The 15,328-nt window shown below is 38.0% G+C and carries 14 protein-coding genes, 5 tRNA genes and 1 other RNA gene; 15 read left to right on the top strand and 5 right to left on the bottom strand.

Going from position 1 to position 15,328, the window contains the following annotated elements; translation table 11 throughout:
- Window positions 1-15 precede the first annotated feature (15 nt).
- A complete protein-coding gene (locus tag N0O92_RS16175) occupies window positions 16-234 on the top strand; it encodes a DUF1540 domain-containing protein (RefSeq protein ID WP_315615697.1) in 219 nt (72 codons plus the stop codon).
- A 38-nt stretch (window positions 235-272) separates the two neighbouring features.
- Here N0O92_RS16175 and N0O92_RS16170 read toward each other — a convergent pair whose 3' ends face one another.
- On the bottom strand, window positions 273-848 hold the full coding sequence (locus tag N0O92_RS16170) for a hypothetical protein (RefSeq protein WP_315615696.1): 576 nt from the start codon (window positions 846-848) through the stop codon (window positions 273-275).
- Window positions 849-1,011: 163 nt separating this feature from the next.
- On the opposite strand from N0O92_RS16170, the gene N0O92_RS16165 reads away from it, so the two are divergent.
- Window positions 1,012-1,473: a DUF4190 domain-containing protein gene (locus N0O92_RS16165; RefSeq protein WP_315615695.1), complete on the top strand. Its 462-nt coding sequence runs from the start codon at window positions 1,012-1,014 to the stop codon at window positions 1,471-1,473.
- A gap of 67 nt (window positions 1,474-1,540) precedes the next feature.
- On the opposite strand, the gene ispG is transcribed toward N0O92_RS16165, so the two are convergent.
- Together ispG and N0O92_RS16155 are read right to left on the bottom strand one after the other, a co-directional pair.
- Window positions 1,541-2,635, bottom strand: a complete 1,095-nt coding sequence (gene ispG / locus N0O92_RS16160) for a flavodoxin-dependent (E)-4-hydroxy-3-methylbut-2-enyl-diphosphate synthase (protein ID WP_315615743.1) — start codon at window positions 2,633-2,635, stop codon at window positions 1,541-1,543.
- A gap of 153 nt (window positions 2,636-2,788) precedes the next feature.
- Window positions 2,789-3,139 carry a nucleoside-diphosphate kinase gene (locus N0O92_RS16155; RefSeq protein WP_315615694.1) on the bottom strand — a complete coding sequence of 117 codons (351 nt, stop codon included), beginning with the start codon at window positions 3,137-3,139 and terminating at the stop codon, window positions 2,789-2,791.
- 119 nt (window positions 3,140-3,258) lie between these two features.
- Between N0O92_RS16155 and N0O92_RS16150 the strand changes: the two genes are divergently transcribed.
- The 3 genes from N0O92_RS16150 to N0O92_RS16140 all read left to right on the top strand — a co-directional run bounded on the left by N0O92_RS16150 (window position 3,259) and on the right by N0O92_RS16140 (window position 6,252).
- Entirely contained in the window at window positions 3,259-4,494 is a 1,236-nt protein-coding gene (locus N0O92_RS16150; protein ID WP_315615693.1) for an MFS transporter, read from the top strand.
- A gap of 133 nt (window positions 4,495-4,627) precedes the next feature.
- A complete protein-coding gene (locus tag N0O92_RS16145; protein WP_315615692.1) occupies window positions 4,628-5,503 on the top strand; it encodes a DUF1002 domain-containing protein in 876 nt (291 codons plus the stop codon).
- A gap of 98 nt (window positions 5,504-5,601) precedes the next feature.
- Window positions 5,602-6,252: an NfeD family protein gene (locus N0O92_RS16140; RefSeq protein WP_315615691.1), complete on the top strand. Its 651-nt coding sequence runs from the start codon at window positions 5,602-5,604 to the stop codon at window positions 6,250-6,252.
- A 31-nt stretch (window positions 6,253-6,283) separates the two neighbouring features.
- Here N0O92_RS16140 and N0O92_RS16135 read toward each other — a convergent pair whose 3' ends face one another.
- On the bottom strand, window positions 6,284-7,051 hold the full coding sequence (locus tag N0O92_RS16135; protein ID WP_315615690.1) for a DUF1189 domain-containing protein: 768 nt from the start codon (window positions 7,049-7,051) through the stop codon (window positions 6,284-6,286).
- 268 nt (window positions 7,052-7,319) lie between these two features.
- Here N0O92_RS16135 and N0O92_RS16130 point away from each other — a divergent pair, with 268 nt between their 5' ends.
- From N0O92_RS16130 to N0O92_RS16105, 6 genes are all read left to right on the top strand, one after another.
- Entirely contained in the window at window positions 7,320-8,948 is a 1,629-nt protein-coding gene (locus N0O92_RS16130; protein WP_315615689.1) for a Na/Pi cotransporter family protein, read from the top strand.
- A gap of 194 nt (window positions 8,949-9,142) precedes the next feature.
- A tRNA-Asn gene (locus tag N0O92_RS16125) sits at window positions 9,143-9,217 on the top strand.
- A gap of 7 nt (window positions 9,218-9,224) precedes the next feature.
- A tRNA-Met gene (locus N0O92_RS16120) sits at window positions 9,225-9,298 on the top strand.
- Between the two features lie 21 nt (window positions 9,299-9,319).
- A tRNA-His gene (locus N0O92_RS16115) sits at window positions 9,320-9,395 on the top strand.
- 4 nt (window positions 9,396-9,399) lie between these two features.
- Window positions 9,400-9,476 (top strand) — tRNA-Ile (locus N0O92_RS16110).
- A 23-nt stretch (window positions 9,477-9,499) separates the two neighbouring features.
- Window positions 9,500-9,592: transfer RNA gene (locus N0O92_RS16105), tRNA-Ser, on the top strand.
- A gap of 119 nt (window positions 9,593-9,711) precedes the next feature.
- On the opposite strand, the gene N0O92_RS16100 is transcribed toward N0O92_RS16105, so the two are convergent.
- Window positions 9,712-10,524: an undecaprenyl-diphosphate phosphatase gene (locus N0O92_RS16100; protein ID WP_315615688.1), complete on the bottom strand. Its 813-nt coding sequence runs from the start codon at window positions 10,522-10,524 to the stop codon at window positions 9,712-9,714.
- Between the two features lie 274 nt (window positions 10,525-10,798).
- Here N0O92_RS16100 and N0O92_RS16095 point away from each other — a divergent pair, with 274 nt between their 5' ends.
- The 4 genes from N0O92_RS16095 to N0O92_RS16080 all read left to right on the top strand — a co-directional run bounded on the left by N0O92_RS16095 (window position 10,799) and on the right by N0O92_RS16080 (window position 15,234).
- Window positions 10,799-11,407, top strand: a complete 609-nt coding sequence (locus N0O92_RS16095; protein ID WP_315615687.1) for a superoxide dismutase — start codon at window positions 10,799-10,801, stop codon at window positions 11,405-11,407.
- Between the two features lie 106 nt (window positions 11,408-11,513).
- Window positions 11,514-12,818 carry an MFS transporter gene (locus tag N0O92_RS16090; protein WP_315615686.1) on the top strand — a complete coding sequence of 435 codons (1,305 nt, stop codon included), beginning with the start codon at window positions 11,514-11,516 and terminating at the stop codon, window positions 12,816-12,818.
- 57 nt (window positions 12,819-12,875) lie between these two features.
- Window positions 12,876-13,056: non-coding RNA, 6S RNA (ssrS, locus tag N0O92_RS16085), on the top strand.
- Window positions 13,057-13,137: 81 nt separating this feature from the next.
- Window positions 13,138-15,234 carry a peptidoglycan D,D-transpeptidase FtsI family protein gene (locus N0O92_RS16080; protein WP_315615685.1) on the top strand — a complete coding sequence of 699 codons (2,097 nt, stop codon included), beginning with the start codon at window positions 13,138-13,140 and terminating at the stop codon, window positions 15,232-15,234.
- Window positions 15,235-15,328 lie beyond the last annotated feature (94 nt).

The following is a 15,328-nucleotide window of genomic DNA, read 5'->3' as shown; positions in this document are numbered from 1 at the left end:
GGAGGGGATGAATACATGTCTAAGCCAGTAGTGAAATGCAATGTAGCTAACTGTACTTTTTGGGGAGAAGGCAATAAGTGTCAAGCTGAATCGATACTTGTTGAAATTGATTCGCACGCTAACCGAGATTATTCAATGGAAGCGGGAGAAGAACCCTATGAGATGGCTGAGCATGAAGATTCGGCTCATAACATAAAAGAGACATGCTGTCATACCTTCCGTCCAAAACAATAACAAAGATAAAGGATTGGTTCTATAATGAACCAGTCCTTTTATGTTGTTTCCTTTATCCAATTATTTACCCATTCCTTTGCTTCTACCCAGTTGTAGGCTCGAATTACATTCTTAGGGGAGGGGAGGCGGTTATATGGTGTGTCCATTAAAATAACAGGTATGCTAAATTCTTCAGCAATGGCTACAGCGTTGTCATGTTTGTCTTCAAAAAATATATCAAGGTTATGCTTTCTTACAGCATCAAGTTTATCGTGTTTTCCAACTAGTTCTATGTAATCAAACGGTACAGATTTCGAATGAAACCATTTTTCTGTAATATCAGCTAGATGATTTCTTCGTGCTGTAATATAAATCAAATCATGATGCTTTGTCCATTCATGCAAAGTTGGTTCGGCATGTGCGGCTAATTCAGCCTGTTCATAAATAAGACCTTCATGTTTCCCCATCCATTCCCAAAATTGATCTTCTGTAATATTAAGGACAGTTGTTAAATCGTATTCCGTTAAGTCATCTAATGTTAGTGTCTTGTTAAAGTGTTGATTTAAGTACGGAATAAAAGTATTAGGGTCTGTAACTGTTCCGTCTATATCTAACCCTAAACGTTTTTTTATCATATTTCTTCACCTCGCCTAAAATTGCTTATCCATAACCTTACACGAAATTGAACAATAGGTCTAGCTTTGAGTTGGATTTACAAGAAAAGATTAACACCGATAATTTTAGTTGACTGCGTCATACTATGACTGTTCCCCGATAAAAAGAAAGTGAGGGATTCGTATGGCAGACCGAGAACATCCGAAAGATGAACCAATAAGGTTAGTTGATGAAGATGATCGTTCTTTAACTTTGGTGAATAACCATGTTGAGGGAGGACGATATGAGAACGGGAGAGCTGATTCCCGTGATCTTTCATTACACGAAGAAGAAAAAGATGAACCATTTGTGAGCAATTTCCAAGAGGAAACGGCTGCAGAATATGCAACCATGAATGGGATGGCAGAAAGAAATGAGACAGAGGAGGCAAACGTGGATGATGTCACTGCGGGTCGCGGTGTCGGAACATTTGCGATTGTTCTTTCTATCTTATCATTATTTTTCTTACCGGTATTGCTAGGTGCAGCCGGAATCGTTATAGGTTTTGTTTCACGTCGTTATGGCTCCACAACGCTCGGGAACTGGGCGATTGGTATAGGTGCTGTTTCGATTCTCATGACCGTCTTTTTCTCCCCATTTTTCTAACTTAGAAATAAGTAGAAAGTAGGGGAGAACGGGGAACAATAAAAAGAAAAAGCATAAGCTTGAGAGCTTATGCTTTTTCTAATTCACGCTGCTTTTTAAAATGTTCTTCTGCAATTTTATCAATTTCAATTTTTAATTCTTCAACCATTGTTTCTTCAGGAACCTTACGAACAATCTCTCCTTTCATAAAGAGAAGGCCTTCACCACGAGCTCCTGCAATTCCGATATCGGCTTCGCGAGCTTCTCCAGGTCCGTTTACAGCACAACCTAGAACGGCTACTTTAATAGGGGCTTTGATGCTTGCAATGTACTCTTCAACTTCATTAGCAATACTAATTAAATCGATTTCGATACGTCCACAAGTAGGGCAAGAGATCAGAGTAGCTGCATTTGCGGCAAGCCCAAAAGATTTAAGTAATTCGCGGGCAACTTTTACTTCTTCAACAGGGTCAGCGCTTAATGATATACGAACCGTGTTACCGATTCCCATATTTAAAATAGCGCCAAGGCCAGCTGCACTCTTAATCGTTCCTGCAAACAAAGTTCCAGATTCCGTAATACCTAAGTGTAGAGGATAATCAAACGCTTTTGCGGCTTTCTCATAAGCTTCAATTGCTAAATTTACATCAGAGGCTTTCATGGAGACAATGATGTCATGAAAATCTAAATCCTCTAAAATTTGGATATGATGTAAAGCACTTTCAACCATGCCGTCCGCTGTCGGATATCCATATTTATCAAGAATTCTTTTTTCAAGCGAACCAGCATTAACACCAATGCGAATCGGAATTCCTTTTTCTTTAGCAGCTTTAACTACAGCCTCAACTTTATGACGCTTTCCAATATTCCCTGGGTTAATTCTAATTTTATCGGCTCCACCTTCAATGGCCTTAAGAGCAAGCTTATAATCAAAATGAATATCAACTACAAGAGGGATGTTAATTTGTGCTTTAATGTCTGCAATGGCCTCGGCTGCACGCATATCAGGACAAGCGACGCGCACGACTTGACAACCTGCTTCTTCAAGTCGCTTAATCTCGGCAACAGTCGCCTCTACATCATGTGTTTTAGTTGTTGTCATGCTTTGAACTATTACTTCATTATTTCCACCAATCGTTAAGTTTCCAACTTTAACGGGGCGTGTTTTCGTACGATGTATTATTTCGGTCATTGACCAATCGCTCCTTTATTTTGAAGAGTAGCCTCTTCACCTAGTCTCATAAAGAGAATCGCCTTCATTTTATCAATGTCCACAATTGTTTGGCAAGGATAAAGTGAAGACGATTTTTATAAAAAAATATTTAAGGCATGTAAATTAGTAGTAAACAGGAAAAAGGTAAGTATTACCAATTTGAATTTCCTCTGGTTTTGTTCCTCCATTTAAAGTTTGAAAATCATGGACGATTTCTTGAATTGAAGCTGAAATCGGTCCTTCGTGCATATGTTCTACAATAGATAACACGGTATGTCCAGGCTCTACAGTGATTTCGCGAAATGGCTCAAATTCTTCAACGATCGTTTCTTCCACTTCCAACTCAGGCACCTCTTCCGGTTGAGATGGAGTAGCAGTTTGTGAAAGACCATTGGGTAAAGTTCCGATAGTTAGATCATAATAAGTGCTGTATAAGATAACGAGGATGATGAAAAACGTTCCAATTCGTTTCATGAGCTTGTCCTCCTTTACATTCCCTTTTCATTCAATTTAAGTATATGTAGTTATTGGTTGAATATGACAATATTACAAAAATCATATCAAAAGGAATAAAAGTGTAAGGAGTGAATAACATGAAGGATGCTCGTCCTAGTTACATTCTTTTTTTTATAGGGCTTCTCCCGCTAATCATGGTTATTGGGAATTCCATGTTTATTCCCTTATTGCCGCAAATGCAAGCAGATCTTGGCATAACCACAGTGGAAAGCGGGTGGTTACTTACTAGCTTTTCCATTCCAGCGGCTCTATTAGTTCCGGTGGGAGGTTTCTTATCTGATCGATTTGGGAGAAAAAAAGTGGCACTTCTGGCACTACCTTTAATTATGATTGGATGTGTAATAGCGGCCATTTCGGCGATGGTTATGCATATAGAGGGGGCATTTCAATGGATGTTAGTAGGCCGCGTTTTTCAAGGAATTGGGGCAGGTGGTGTCACTCCGTTAGCTATGGCATTCATTTCCGATGTTTTCGAGGGAGAACAAAGAAATCGGGCTTTAGGAACGGTAGAGGTATTTAATGGAGCAGGAAAAGTGATTAGTCCTATAATTGGTGGGTTTGTCTTACTTTTTTCTTGGAATTATAGCTTCGTTATCTATTTAGCGGTTTCTCTTTTTGCTTTTTTAGGTGTTTCCATTTTCATAAAACCAAGACAAAGAGCTAACAAAATAAATGATAAAAGATCAGGCACCTTAGTTCGACTTAAAGAGTTATTTAGGGATCATTGGCGATGGCTAACACCAATTTGTACTTCTGGTTTTATAGGAATGTTTTTGTTATTTGGCTATTTATTTTACTTAGCCTATTTACTAGAAGTGAACGGTTTCTTTTCGTCTATAGTGGATGGGGGCATTCTTGCGCTTCCTCTTCTACTATTAACGGTATTATCATATGGAACGGCTCGGAAATTAAAGGGAAATGAAAATAACTACAAACGTGCTTTTATTTATGGAGGAGCTTTAATGGCAACGGGAACATGTATGATGATTATACTCTCTTCCTTAAGTTGGTTTATTCTTTCTCTAAGTCTCTATTCGATTGGATTAGGAATGGTTTTGCCTGCGGCTAATTCAGCACTAGCATCTATCGTTTCACAACAGGACAGAGGGACTATTTTTTCACTGTATTCTATGTTACGTTTCCTAGGAGTAGCATTAGGTCCCCTTCTCTTTGGATACTGGATCAGCAATGTAGAGCAGATGCTGTTTACTTCCTTCTTCTTTGTAACAGTTAATATATTGATTTGGCTAGTTAGTTGGAAGTGTTTTCCGCTTGGCCATGATTGTCCAGTCACTGATCTTTCACGGATTTAAATGAAAAATGGGACTAAAGCACCTTTTTATTGTTTCGAAAAAAGTGTTTCTTAATTAATATAGCACTCGTCTTATAAATGAGTGTGGGCTTAACGATTCAATCGTAATAGTCATAAAAGGAGAAGATGTTAAAATGAAGTTCTTTTGGAAAAAGTCAATGATTCTTATACTGGTATTAGCGCTTGTTTTTCCGATGCTCGTGGTTGCGGACGCGATCCCAGGAGATGTCATTATCACTTTAGGGGAAGATTTATCTGAGTCACAAAAACAAGCTTTATTGAATGAAATGGGAGCAACACAAGATGACACAATTATATACGTAACGAATGAAGAGGAGCACCAATATCTGGGTAATTACATTAGTGCTGCGAGAATTGGGACGAATGCATTATCTTCATCAAAAATTACAATTGGTAACGAGGGAGATGGCTTAGCTGTTGAATCGACCAATATTAATTGGGTTTCTGATGAAATGTATTTAAATGCATTAATAACAGCAGGAGTGGAAGATGCAGATATTTACATTACAGCTCCGATTGCAGTTTCAGGAACGGCTGCTTTAACTGGATTAATTAAGGCATATGAAATTGCTGCTGATATTGAAATACCTGAGGAGCAAAAGCAAATTGCCAATGAAGAATTAATCCGAACAGGGGAATTAAGTGATTCAATTGGAATGGAAGAAGCTACTGAATTGATGAATCGAATCAAAGAAGAAATAGCAAATAATCCTGTAGAAACGGAAAGTGATCTTCGGGATCTCATTCGACGTATTGCAGCTGAACTAGGTATTACATTAACAGATGAAGAACTAAATGGGTTGGTTTCGTTATTTATGAGAATGCAAGACCTTAATATTGATTGGAATCAAGTACAGGACCAAATTTCAAGGGTGCGTGATAATTTGGGAGAGTTTTTAAATCGTGAAGAGACGCAAGGCTTTATCCGAAATTTTCTTGATTTAATTAACCGGTTAATTGATTCCCTTCGTGGTTTATTTAGTTCATAATAAGAGAGGGGGCATTCCCTCTCTTATTTTATTTGTTAGGAAGTGAAACGGATTCAATCAATGATCCGTAATAATAACAAGAGAAAGGAGGAAGGAAAATGGAATGGTTAGATTCACCTAGTGTTGGATTTATCGTTGTATTTTTGGGAACTTTGTTTTTAATTGGAGAACTTTTAGTACGAGTAAAAGGACTATTTGCTATTTTAGGGGTCGCTATCATGGCCATGTATTTCTCATACCATATTACTGGAGATGTCGGACTGTGGGTTGTAATATTATATATAGTAGGTCTGGCATTAATCGTTATCGATGGAAAAGTGATAACGGACGGAACGGTTGCTCTATTAGGGGTAGTATTAATGATTATTGGTTTAGCAGTTCCTGCCCCTTCTTTTATTTACGGAATTTTGGTTTCAATGGGTTTTATCGTTGGGGGATTTAGTTCGGCTCTTTTTCTAAAAGTGTTCCCATCTAGAAATTTATGGGCAAAAATGACGCTAAAGGATAAGTTAACGGGAGACCTCGGTTACAATTCGATTAATGATCAATATCATGAACTGGTTGGCAAAAGGGGAAGAACAATTAGTTCCTTTCGTCCAACAGGTACGGTAGAACTAGAAGGTGAGCAATACAGTGCAACTAGCGGTGGGAGTTGGATTGAAGCGAATCAAGACGTTGTCGTTGTCTCAGTTGATGGTACAAGAATAGTTATTAAACTCATAGAAGAGAACGAACAAAGAAGCGAGTAGGTTGATATGCTCGCTTCTTTCGTTTGGTTTTTTATTGTTTTTGGGCCTTAATGCTAGGAATAGACTGTACGGCTAATAGGACAATTAAGAAAGTTGATGCAACAAATGCAAGAAAAGGAATACGGATAACCAAAACATCGGTCCAGTAGAGGACAATTACAGGTAATGTAAGAGCGTGGGCTGTTATGGACCAAAGGTGACGATATTCTAATCTGCGTTTTCCTTTAATGAGAAGCGAACAATAAGCTAATATTGAAATACCAAGGAATCCCAAACCGGCAAGTCCGACATAAAGTAAGCTTGTGATAATGATTAACAAAATAGGAAGGAAATTTTGTAATTGACTGATTCTGTTAGATAACTCTTCCTTAGATAATTCTTGTAACCCTAATAGCACATACGAGACCGAATGCGTTTGTCCATCAGATACGAAAATAAATTCACTTTGTTGCAATGCAATTCCTTCATCTAACTGAATTAAATCAGTTTCAGAAAATGTATTAGATGGGTCAATTAAGAAGAATCCTTCATTGAATTCTTCAGCAAAAAAGGCCTCTTCTCCGTCCCAAGATAAGTTTCCTTCGCTCACATGAAAATTTGGTAAATCATGCTGTAATGTACGATTTAACTGGTTAATACTTGTAATAATCGAACTGTTTAAAGAAATAAAATAAGGAATACTTGCAAGAAAAATAATAAATAGTACATACCCTATTGTGGTTGTAATTGGTCTAAAGCGACTATATGCAATAGCTTTTCTGTTATAAAAGCTTTTGAAAAACCATTCCCAATAACTCATTAGCTGATCCTCTCTTTCAGTGAGAATAAAGAATGTGCTTCTCACTCATCGTTATTTTAACGAATCGAACCTGAAATAGCTATCATTGTTTCACAGAGCTCCTTCGTTTTATGACTTTTTTATATTAATTTTAAATAAAGAGCATTTCTTAATAATTTATGGTTTACAAACCATTCATAAATGCTTAATAATAGACAGGGTGTTTAATGTTGATGTTTGTCGAAAGTTGGATGAGTATTTGACTTATGAGATGAAGGGATGAGGATTGGTGGATTTACAAACGCTCTTGTTCATGTTTTTTGGTGGACTAGGTATTTTCCTTTTTGGTATTAAATACATGGGGGATGGCCTGCAAAAGGTTGCAGGGGAAGGTTTACGTGATGTGCTTGATAAATTTACAACGAATCCGGTAATGGGTGTGTTTGCAGGTTTATTTGTAACGGTCCTCCTACAAACGAGTACCGGTACAACCGTTTTAACGATTGGCCTTGTTAATGCTGGGTTCATGACTTTGAAGCAAGCAATAGGGGTCATTATGGGAGCAAACATAGGTACAACGGTGACGGCATTTATTATTGGAATTAAAATTTCTGCTTATGCGTTGCCTATTATCGCAGTTGGTGCAGCATTAATTTTCTTCATAAAAGCGAAAAAAGTAAATAACTATGGTCAAGTTGTTTTTGGATTTGGAGCTTTATTTTATGGTTTAGAATTAATGGGAACTGGATTAAAACCTCTTCGAGAATTAGAGGCGTTTGCGGAACTGACGGTAAGTATGAGTGAAAATCCATTACTTGGTGTCCTAATTGGTACGATTTTTACAGTTGCTGTTCAAAGTTCGAGCGCATCAATTGGTCTGTTGCAACAGTTATATGAACAAGGTGCAATGGGATTAGATGCGGCTTTGCCTGTTTTATTTGGAGATAACATTGGAACGACTATCACCGCAATTTTAGCAGCAATAGGAGCTTCAGTAGCTGCAAAAAGAGCAGCACTTACGCACGTTATATTTAATTTAATAGGTACAATCATTGTGTTAATTGTTTATCCGTTTTTCTTTCAGCTCATTAGTTTTCTTGCTGTTGAGCTAGGTCTAAATAGACCAATGACGATTGCATTTGCACATGGAATCTTTAATGTATCCAATACGCTAATTCAACTGCCGTTTGTGGCGATATTGGCAATTATTGTAACAAAGCTAGTACCAGGTGAAGAATTTAGCATTGAATATAAAGCGAAACATCTAGATCCTCGATTTATTGGAAGTTCACCAGCTATTGCGCTTGGACAAGCAAAACAAGAGGTATTGCGTATGGCTGAATTTTCAGAGAGAGGATTATATGAAGTAAGTCAATATCTTGAAACTGGTCAAAAAAGACATGCTGAAATGTCCATACAGTTTGAGGAAGCAATCAATAATCTAGATCGGAAAATCACTGATTATTTAATACAAATTTCCTCAAGATCTCTTTCGGCACATGATTCAAAACTACATTCAATGTTAATGGATACCGTACGCGATATTGAACGCATCGGTGATCATATAGAGAATATCGTAGAACTGAAGGATTATCAGAAAGTCAATAAGGTTCATATTTCAGAAACAGCATTGGATGATCTTCGAGAAATGTCGGAGTTAACACTCTCAACGTTAAGAGAAGCCATCCAATCGCTTGAACTAATTGATAGTGATATGGCTCGTTCGGTGCTTGAAAAAGAAGAAAAGATAGATAAAATGGAAAGAAAACTTAGAAAGCAGCACATACAGCGAGTCAATGATGGAAAATGTTCCGGTTCAGCGGGGATCGTTTTTGTTGATATTGTAAGTAACCTTGAACGAATTGGTGATCATTCAGTGAATATTGCTGAAGCAGTTATAGGAGAAGACAATTACTAATCTAAAGGAGACCAGTGTCCAAAGTAAGTGGGACACTGGTCTTTTAATGAAATTATGCTTGTCTAATAATTTGATGTGTGGTAAGTTATATCAGTGCCAAATAAATGCTCTTTTTTGTCAAATAACATTTTTTCTAATAAGTGTTGACTCATTAGAAAGTGCATGGTAATATAATTCTTGTCCTTAATTGTCGTTCCACAGTAGCTCAGTGGTAGAGCTATCGGCTGTTAACCGATCGGTCGTAGGTTCGAGTCCTACCTGTGGAGCCAAACATATGGCGGCGTAGCTCAGCTGGCTAGAGCGTACGGTTCATACCCGTGAGGTCGTGGGTTCGATTCCCTCCGCCGCTACTTTTATTTAAATATGTTACGGCGATTGTGGCGAAGTGGTTAACGCATCGGATTGTGATTCCGACATTCGTGGGTTCAATTCCCATCAGTCGCCCCATAGAGGACCCTTAGCTCAGTTGGTCAGAGCAGTCGGCTCATAACCGATCGGTCGTAGGTTCGAGTCCTACAGGGTCCACCATTTACAATTAGCTTTTTTTATGCGGAGGAATACCCAAGTCCGGCTGAAGGGATCGGTCTTGAAAACCGACAGGCGGGTTAAACCGCGCGGGGGTTCGAATCCCTCTTCCTCCGCCATTGTTTTTACATATGATGAAACTTTAAGACCTCATTTTGAGGTCTTTTTTTGCATGCTGTTTTATTAACGCTGTTTTCGTAAAGATTGTTGCTATGAAATAGTTCTTCCTCAGCCTTTATTAAATATAACTCCATGTAATGATACCGAGTCCAATACAATAAAAAGCAAAATAAGTGAGTCTTGTATTTTGTAACATAACAATAAACCATTTAATTCCGATTAATGCAAATAGAAATGATGATAAAAATGCTATGACTAAGGAGGGTAAGCTTATCTCTGTATAGCTTCTTATTAGTTCAGGAGTTTTTAAAATGGTCATTCCAAGAAAAACGGGAATGGAAAGAAAAAAGGAGTAACGAAGGGCTGTCTCTTTATTTAAACCAAGACAAAGAGCGGTAAATAAGGTGCTACCTGTACGAGAAATCCCTGGTACTAAGGACAAAGCTTGCCCAATTCCAATGATGATTCCATCCTTCCAATTCAGCTTGGAAAGTCCCCTAGATCCAACTTTTAATCCATGCTCAATTAAAATTAAAGATAAACCTGTAATAATAAGAGAAACTCCTACTGTAGCAGGCGTTGTCATCTGATCACCAAGTACTCCTTCAATGAAATTTCCAACTAAAATGGTTATAAAAGTCGAAATAATAAGTAAAAGAACAAATCTATAATTAGTGCGAGCTCTATCTTCTTTCTTTACAAGGTATGAACAAAAATCGTAAAGGATTTTTGTTGCCTCTTGTCGAAAGTAAACAATAACAGCTAGCACAGAAGCGATATGCAAAAAGGTTTCAAATGCAAGCTTGAAGTTTTCACCAATGGGGATGTCGAGAAGTCTTTGAACAATAAGCATAAGTGCGGTACTTGAAATCGGTAAAAATTCTGATATCCCCTGTATAAACCCAATTATCAATGCTTCCCACCAATTCATTTGATTCCTCCGTTATTTGTAGCTTTTGATTGTATATGTTTATGTACTAGCTTTTTTGTTATGACAAAGCGTGTTTATTCCATATCATGTAAGGGTAGAGTAAGAGTGTTTACATGACTAAATTTTTCGTGAGCATTATCGTTGCAACAATGCTCAAAATTTGGTAATGTATGAATTGAAAGACTTATGAAACAAAAATGTTGCTAAAGTCTATGTTTTTTTGGGGTACATACTCCGACAAATAATTTAACGTACTTAGAGGAGGAAATTTATTATGGCTTATGAATTACCACAATTACCTTATGCAGCAAACGCACTAGAACCACATATTGACGAGGCAACTATGAATATTCATCACGGCAAACACCATAATACTTATATTACAAAGCTTAACGCAGCGCTTGAAGGTCATGACGATCTTGCGAACAAGAGCATTGAAGAGTTAGTTTCTAATCTAGATGCTGTACCAGAAGATATTCGTGGTGCTGTTCGTAATAATGGTGGAGGTCATGCTAACCATACTTTCTTCTGGCAAATTCTAAGTCCAAATGGAGGCGGAGCTCCTACAGGTGAGTTGGCTGATGCAATCAATTCAACTTTTGGAAGCCTTGATGCATTTAAAGAAGAATTTGCGAACGCTGGTGCTAACCGTTTTGGTTCTGGCTGGGCTTGGTTAGTAGTAGATGGTGGCAAGCTTGCAGTAACTAGTACACCAAACCAAGATACACCATTAATGGAAGGGAAGACTCCAATCCTAGGTCTTGATGTTTGGGAGCATGCATACTACTTAAATTACCAAAACCGTCGTCCAGACTACATTAATGCATTCTGGAACGTGGTTAACTGGGACGAAGTATCAAAACGCTATGAGTCAGCAAAATAATTAAAAGCACTTATGCAAAAGAACCTAAAGGAACCTTACCTTTAGGTTTTTTTTTGTATAACCGGTTTTTCAGGTGACACACTACTATGTGAGGGTGGTGGAGTCGGTGAATAAGGTATTGGTAAAGAAAGTGATTGGTGATATAGAGGTGACGAGGGATTTAAAGCTTTTGCTCATCATCGGTGGGCTCTATGCATTAAGTATTGCCTTGTCAAACACATTTGTTAATGTTTATTTATGGAAACAATCAGGTGAATTTGTCGATATTGCTCTATATAATTTAGGATCAGTTGTCATGCAGCCATTTGCTTTTATTCTTGCTGGAAAAGTGGCAAAAAAGATTGATCGAGTTATTGTACTGAGAGCGGGTGTCATCGCACTTGCTATTTTTTTCTCCACAGTTTTGTTTTTAGGAGAGAATGCAAATGAATATTTGCTGTTACTGGGGGTTTTAATAGGGACAGGATTTGGTTTTTATTGGCTCGCATTTAATGTTCTTACATTTGAAATAACTGAACCTGAGACAAGAGACTTTTTTAATGGGTTTTTAGGCTTATTAACTTCTTTTGCAGGAATGATAGGGCCGATTCTTTCCGGTTTCATTATTACAAGGATGGAGCAATTTACAGGCTATACCATTATATTTGCGATTTCTCTTGCGTTGTTCTTAGCCGCTGTATTAATGAGTTTTATGTTAAAGCGTCGATCAGCCGAAGGGAATTTCTATTTTGTGAAAATTTTAAAAGAGAGAAAGAATAATCCAAACTGGAAGCAGATTACACGAGCGCACTTTTTCCAAGGATTGCGAGAGGGTACTTTTGTTTTTGTGATAACAGTTTGGGTTTATATTGCAACTGGAAGCGAACTAGCCATTGGTACATATGGGTTGGTGGCTTCTGCTACTCAATTCGTTGCATATTACGTCATTACAAGAATGATAAAACCTAATTTTAGAAAACGATTAATTTTAATCGGGGGTTTAATACTGTATGGTGCGATCTTCATCATTGTACTTGGAGAATTGTCGTTCGCAAAATTAATTACATATGGAGTTGTTGTTTCGCTTGCTTATCCAATGCTACTTGTTCCATATGTATCCCTTACATTCGATGTTATTGGAAAAGGGTGGAAGGCGGCAGAAATGAGAGTAGAGTATATTGTGGTTAGGGAACTCTTTGTCAACTCTGGACGAATTGTTTCGGTACTAGCTTTCTTGGCCACTGTTACGTTATTTTCAGAAGAACGTGGAATTCCGATACTTCTGCTCGTCTTAGGTGCAGGACATGCCTTAATTTACTTCTTCGTTAGACATGTCCATTTTAAAGAGAATAAAGGGGGAGAAAGTTACAGTTTTGCGAGACAAAAAGGAGGAGAAGGCGACCCAACAGGTGGGGGAGGATCAAGTGTATGATTTTGATCTATTCTCTTTTGACAACCATTTTAGATATGATATAATAAATGTAACAAACGTATCCTGCCGTGTTAGTCAGCTTCACCTTGTTTCGAACCTTGATTTTTTTAAGGGAGTTCTATATTGAGACGTTGCCAGCATGCCAGTATATTCTGGACGCTGAATGGGTTTCTGCGAACACCCACCTACGAGTGTAGGTTCATGAAACAACTGAAGCAACGGCATACGCGGGTTACAAATTTTTGAAATTAATCTAGGCACCTTTTTAGGTGCCTATTCTATTGGGGAAAAAGAATAATATTTAGGAGGAACTTCCAAGGTGGAAAGAACATCAAAGCGTAAAAAGAAACATCACGTTCCAGCTCGGTTAAATGTTCTCTTCTTTGCTGTTTTTGTATTATTTTCTGCTCTCATCCTTCGATTAGGAGTTGTGCAGATTGTAGAAGGGCAAGAGTTTGTTAAAGAACTGGAAAGAACGAGTAACACAACAGCGAGAATCGATGCACCAAGAGGACTTATGTATGATCGCTTTGGACATGTAATTGTTGACAATGAACTAGAGTTATCCGTTACATACACAAACCCATCGCGAGCAACAAGTTCAGAAACAATGCTTAGTATTGCAAAGGATTTAGAAAGCTTAATTGATATTGAAATAGAACGAATTACAGAGCGAGATAAACAAGACTATATTTTAATGCAAATGAGCCCTGAGGAAAGATACGAGCTTGTAAGTAGGGAAGAAAGAAATGAGTTAGGGAGTACAACAGAAGAATATAGATTAGAAGTTGAACGTATTTCTAGTGAAGAGATTGAAGCATTAACAGAAAAAGATTTACGAATTTTAGCTATATACCGCGAAATGTCTCGAGGTTATGCAAATAGTCCACAGCGAATTAAACGAGGCATAACGGTAGAGGAAGCCCATAAATTGAGTGAAAATTTATATCGATTGCCAGGAATTGATATTTTAAGAGATTCACGTAGAAATTATGTTTATGGAGAATCGTTACGTAGTTTGTTTGGCTCAACCGGATCTATTCCTAGAGAAAAAGCCGATTATTATTTATCTAGAGGATATGATCGTTCTGATTTTGTTGGAACAAGTTTTCTAGAATTGCAATATGAAGAAGTACTGCGTGGCCAAAAGGCTGTGGTTGAAAGCATCACACACTCATCCGGCGGACAAACGATTGAGAATTCTGTAAACGAGCGTCAAGGTAGACGTGGAAATGATTTAGTATTAAGTGTAGATATGGAATTGCAACAACGGTTAGAAAGTATTATTGAAGAAGAAATGAAAAAGGCAGGTAATTCCTTTATCCTAGATCGATCTGCTTATGCAGTTCTTATGGATCCACGTACAGGGGACATTTTATCAATGGCTGGGTTTAATGATCCAGCTGATCGAGATCGCCCAACAAATGCTGATCATATTGGAAATGTAACGAAAGCTTTTGAAATGGGATCTTCCATAAAAGCAGCTTCGGTGTTGACTGGTTTTGAAGCAGGTGTAGCTCACCCTGGTAAAAGCTTTAATGACCGGCCGATTCGTCTTCCTTCAACACCTGAAAAGAAATCTGTAAGAAATTATGGTTGGCTTAATGATGTCCGAGCATTAGAGGTTTCTTCGAACGTGTATATGTTTGAAATGGCGATGTTAATGGCAGGTTGCCACTATCCTAATCAGTGTAATTGGACAAATCAATCTGTTGAGCAAGCATACAATGAAATTAGATATCACTTTAGTCAGTTTGGCTTAGGTGCGGATACAGGTATAGATTTACCTACTAGTTCTACAGGCTTACAAGGTGGTTCGACCATTTATGGGAACTTACTCGATTTAATGATTGGTCAATATGATACGTACACGACCTTACAGCTTGCTCAATATATATCCACTATTGCTAATGATGGGCTTAGAATGCAACCCCGGATTGTAACGGAGATTCGCGAGCCTGTTTCAAGTGTAGACGAGCACGGGGCTGTTTCACAGAAATTTGAACCTAAAGTGTTAAATAGGGTTGATATGAATGATGAATATATTTCTCGAGTACAACAAGGATTACGAGGCGTTATGACAAGAGGAACGGCAAGTAGTCGTTTTGCTAATAAATCTTATCAGCCTGCTGGAAAAACAGGTACAGCGCAAGTGAGAGTAGCGGTTGGAACAGGAGATAATCGCAGATTTATTGATGGGAATACTCAAACTCTTGTAGGGTATGCACCTTTTAATGAACCTGAGGTAGCTTTTGCTGTTGTGGTCCCTAATGTCAAATTAGAAAGAAATGGTGGCAGACAGGGGATGGCTCAAGAAATTGCGAGTCAGGCACTTGATGCCTACTTTGAACTTAAGACTGTTAGAAATGGACCAGAACAAGCATCACGTCCAATTCTTGAACAACCAGATGAATAGAAAAAAGGTGTTTTCCAAAGAGACTTCTCTTTTGGAAACACCTTTTTTATGCTGAAATGAATTTATGCGTTAGATTTCCTCTCGTATTACGTGT

Source organism: Alkalihalobacillus sp. MEB130, assembly GCF_032335535.1.
In the GTDB taxonomy this organism is placed as follows: domain Bacteria; phylum Bacillota; class Bacilli; order Bacillales; family Bacillaceae_D; genus Halalkalibacter.
Note: the sequence above shows the minus strand (reverse complement) of the source record. Positions and strands in the feature narration are given on the sequence as shown.

Coding starts and splice junctions, on each gene's coding strand:
- N0O92_RS16175 (WP_315615697.1), top strand. CDS start 16: ATGTCTAAGCCAGTAGTGAAATGCAATGTAGCTAACTGTACTTTTTGG.
- N0O92_RS16170 (WP_315615696.1), bottom strand. CDS start 848: ATGATAAAAAAACGTTTAGGGTTAGATATAGACGGAACAGTTACAGAC.
- N0O92_RS16165 (WP_315615695.1), top strand. CDS start 1,012: ATGGCAGACCGAGAACATCCGAAAGATGAACCAATAAGGTTAGTTGAT.
- N0O92_RS16155 (WP_315615694.1), bottom strand. CDS start 3,139: ATGAAACGAATTGGAACGTTTTTCATCATCCTCGTTATCTTATACAGC.
- N0O92_RS16150 (WP_315615693.1), top strand. CDS start 3,259: ATGAAGGATGCTCGTCCTAGTTACATTCTTTTTTTTATAGGGCTTCTC.
- N0O92_RS16145 (WP_315615692.1), top strand. CDS start 4,628: ATGAAGTTCTTTTGGAAAAAGTCAATGATTCTTATACTGGTATTAGCG.
- N0O92_RS16140 (WP_315615691.1), top strand. CDS start 5,602: ATGGAATGGTTAGATTCACCTAGTGTTGGATTTATCGTTGTATTTTTG.
- N0O92_RS16135 (WP_315615690.1), bottom strand. CDS start 7,051: ATGAGTTATTGGGAATGGTTTTTCAAAAGCTTTTATAACAGAAAAGCT.
- N0O92_RS16100 (WP_315615688.1), bottom strand. CDS start 10,524: ATGAATTGGTGGGAAGCATTGATAATTGGGTTTATACAGGGGATATCA.
- N0O92_RS16095 (WP_315615687.1), top strand. CDS start 10,799: ATGGCTTATGAATTACCACAATTACCTTATGCAGCAAACGCACTAGAA.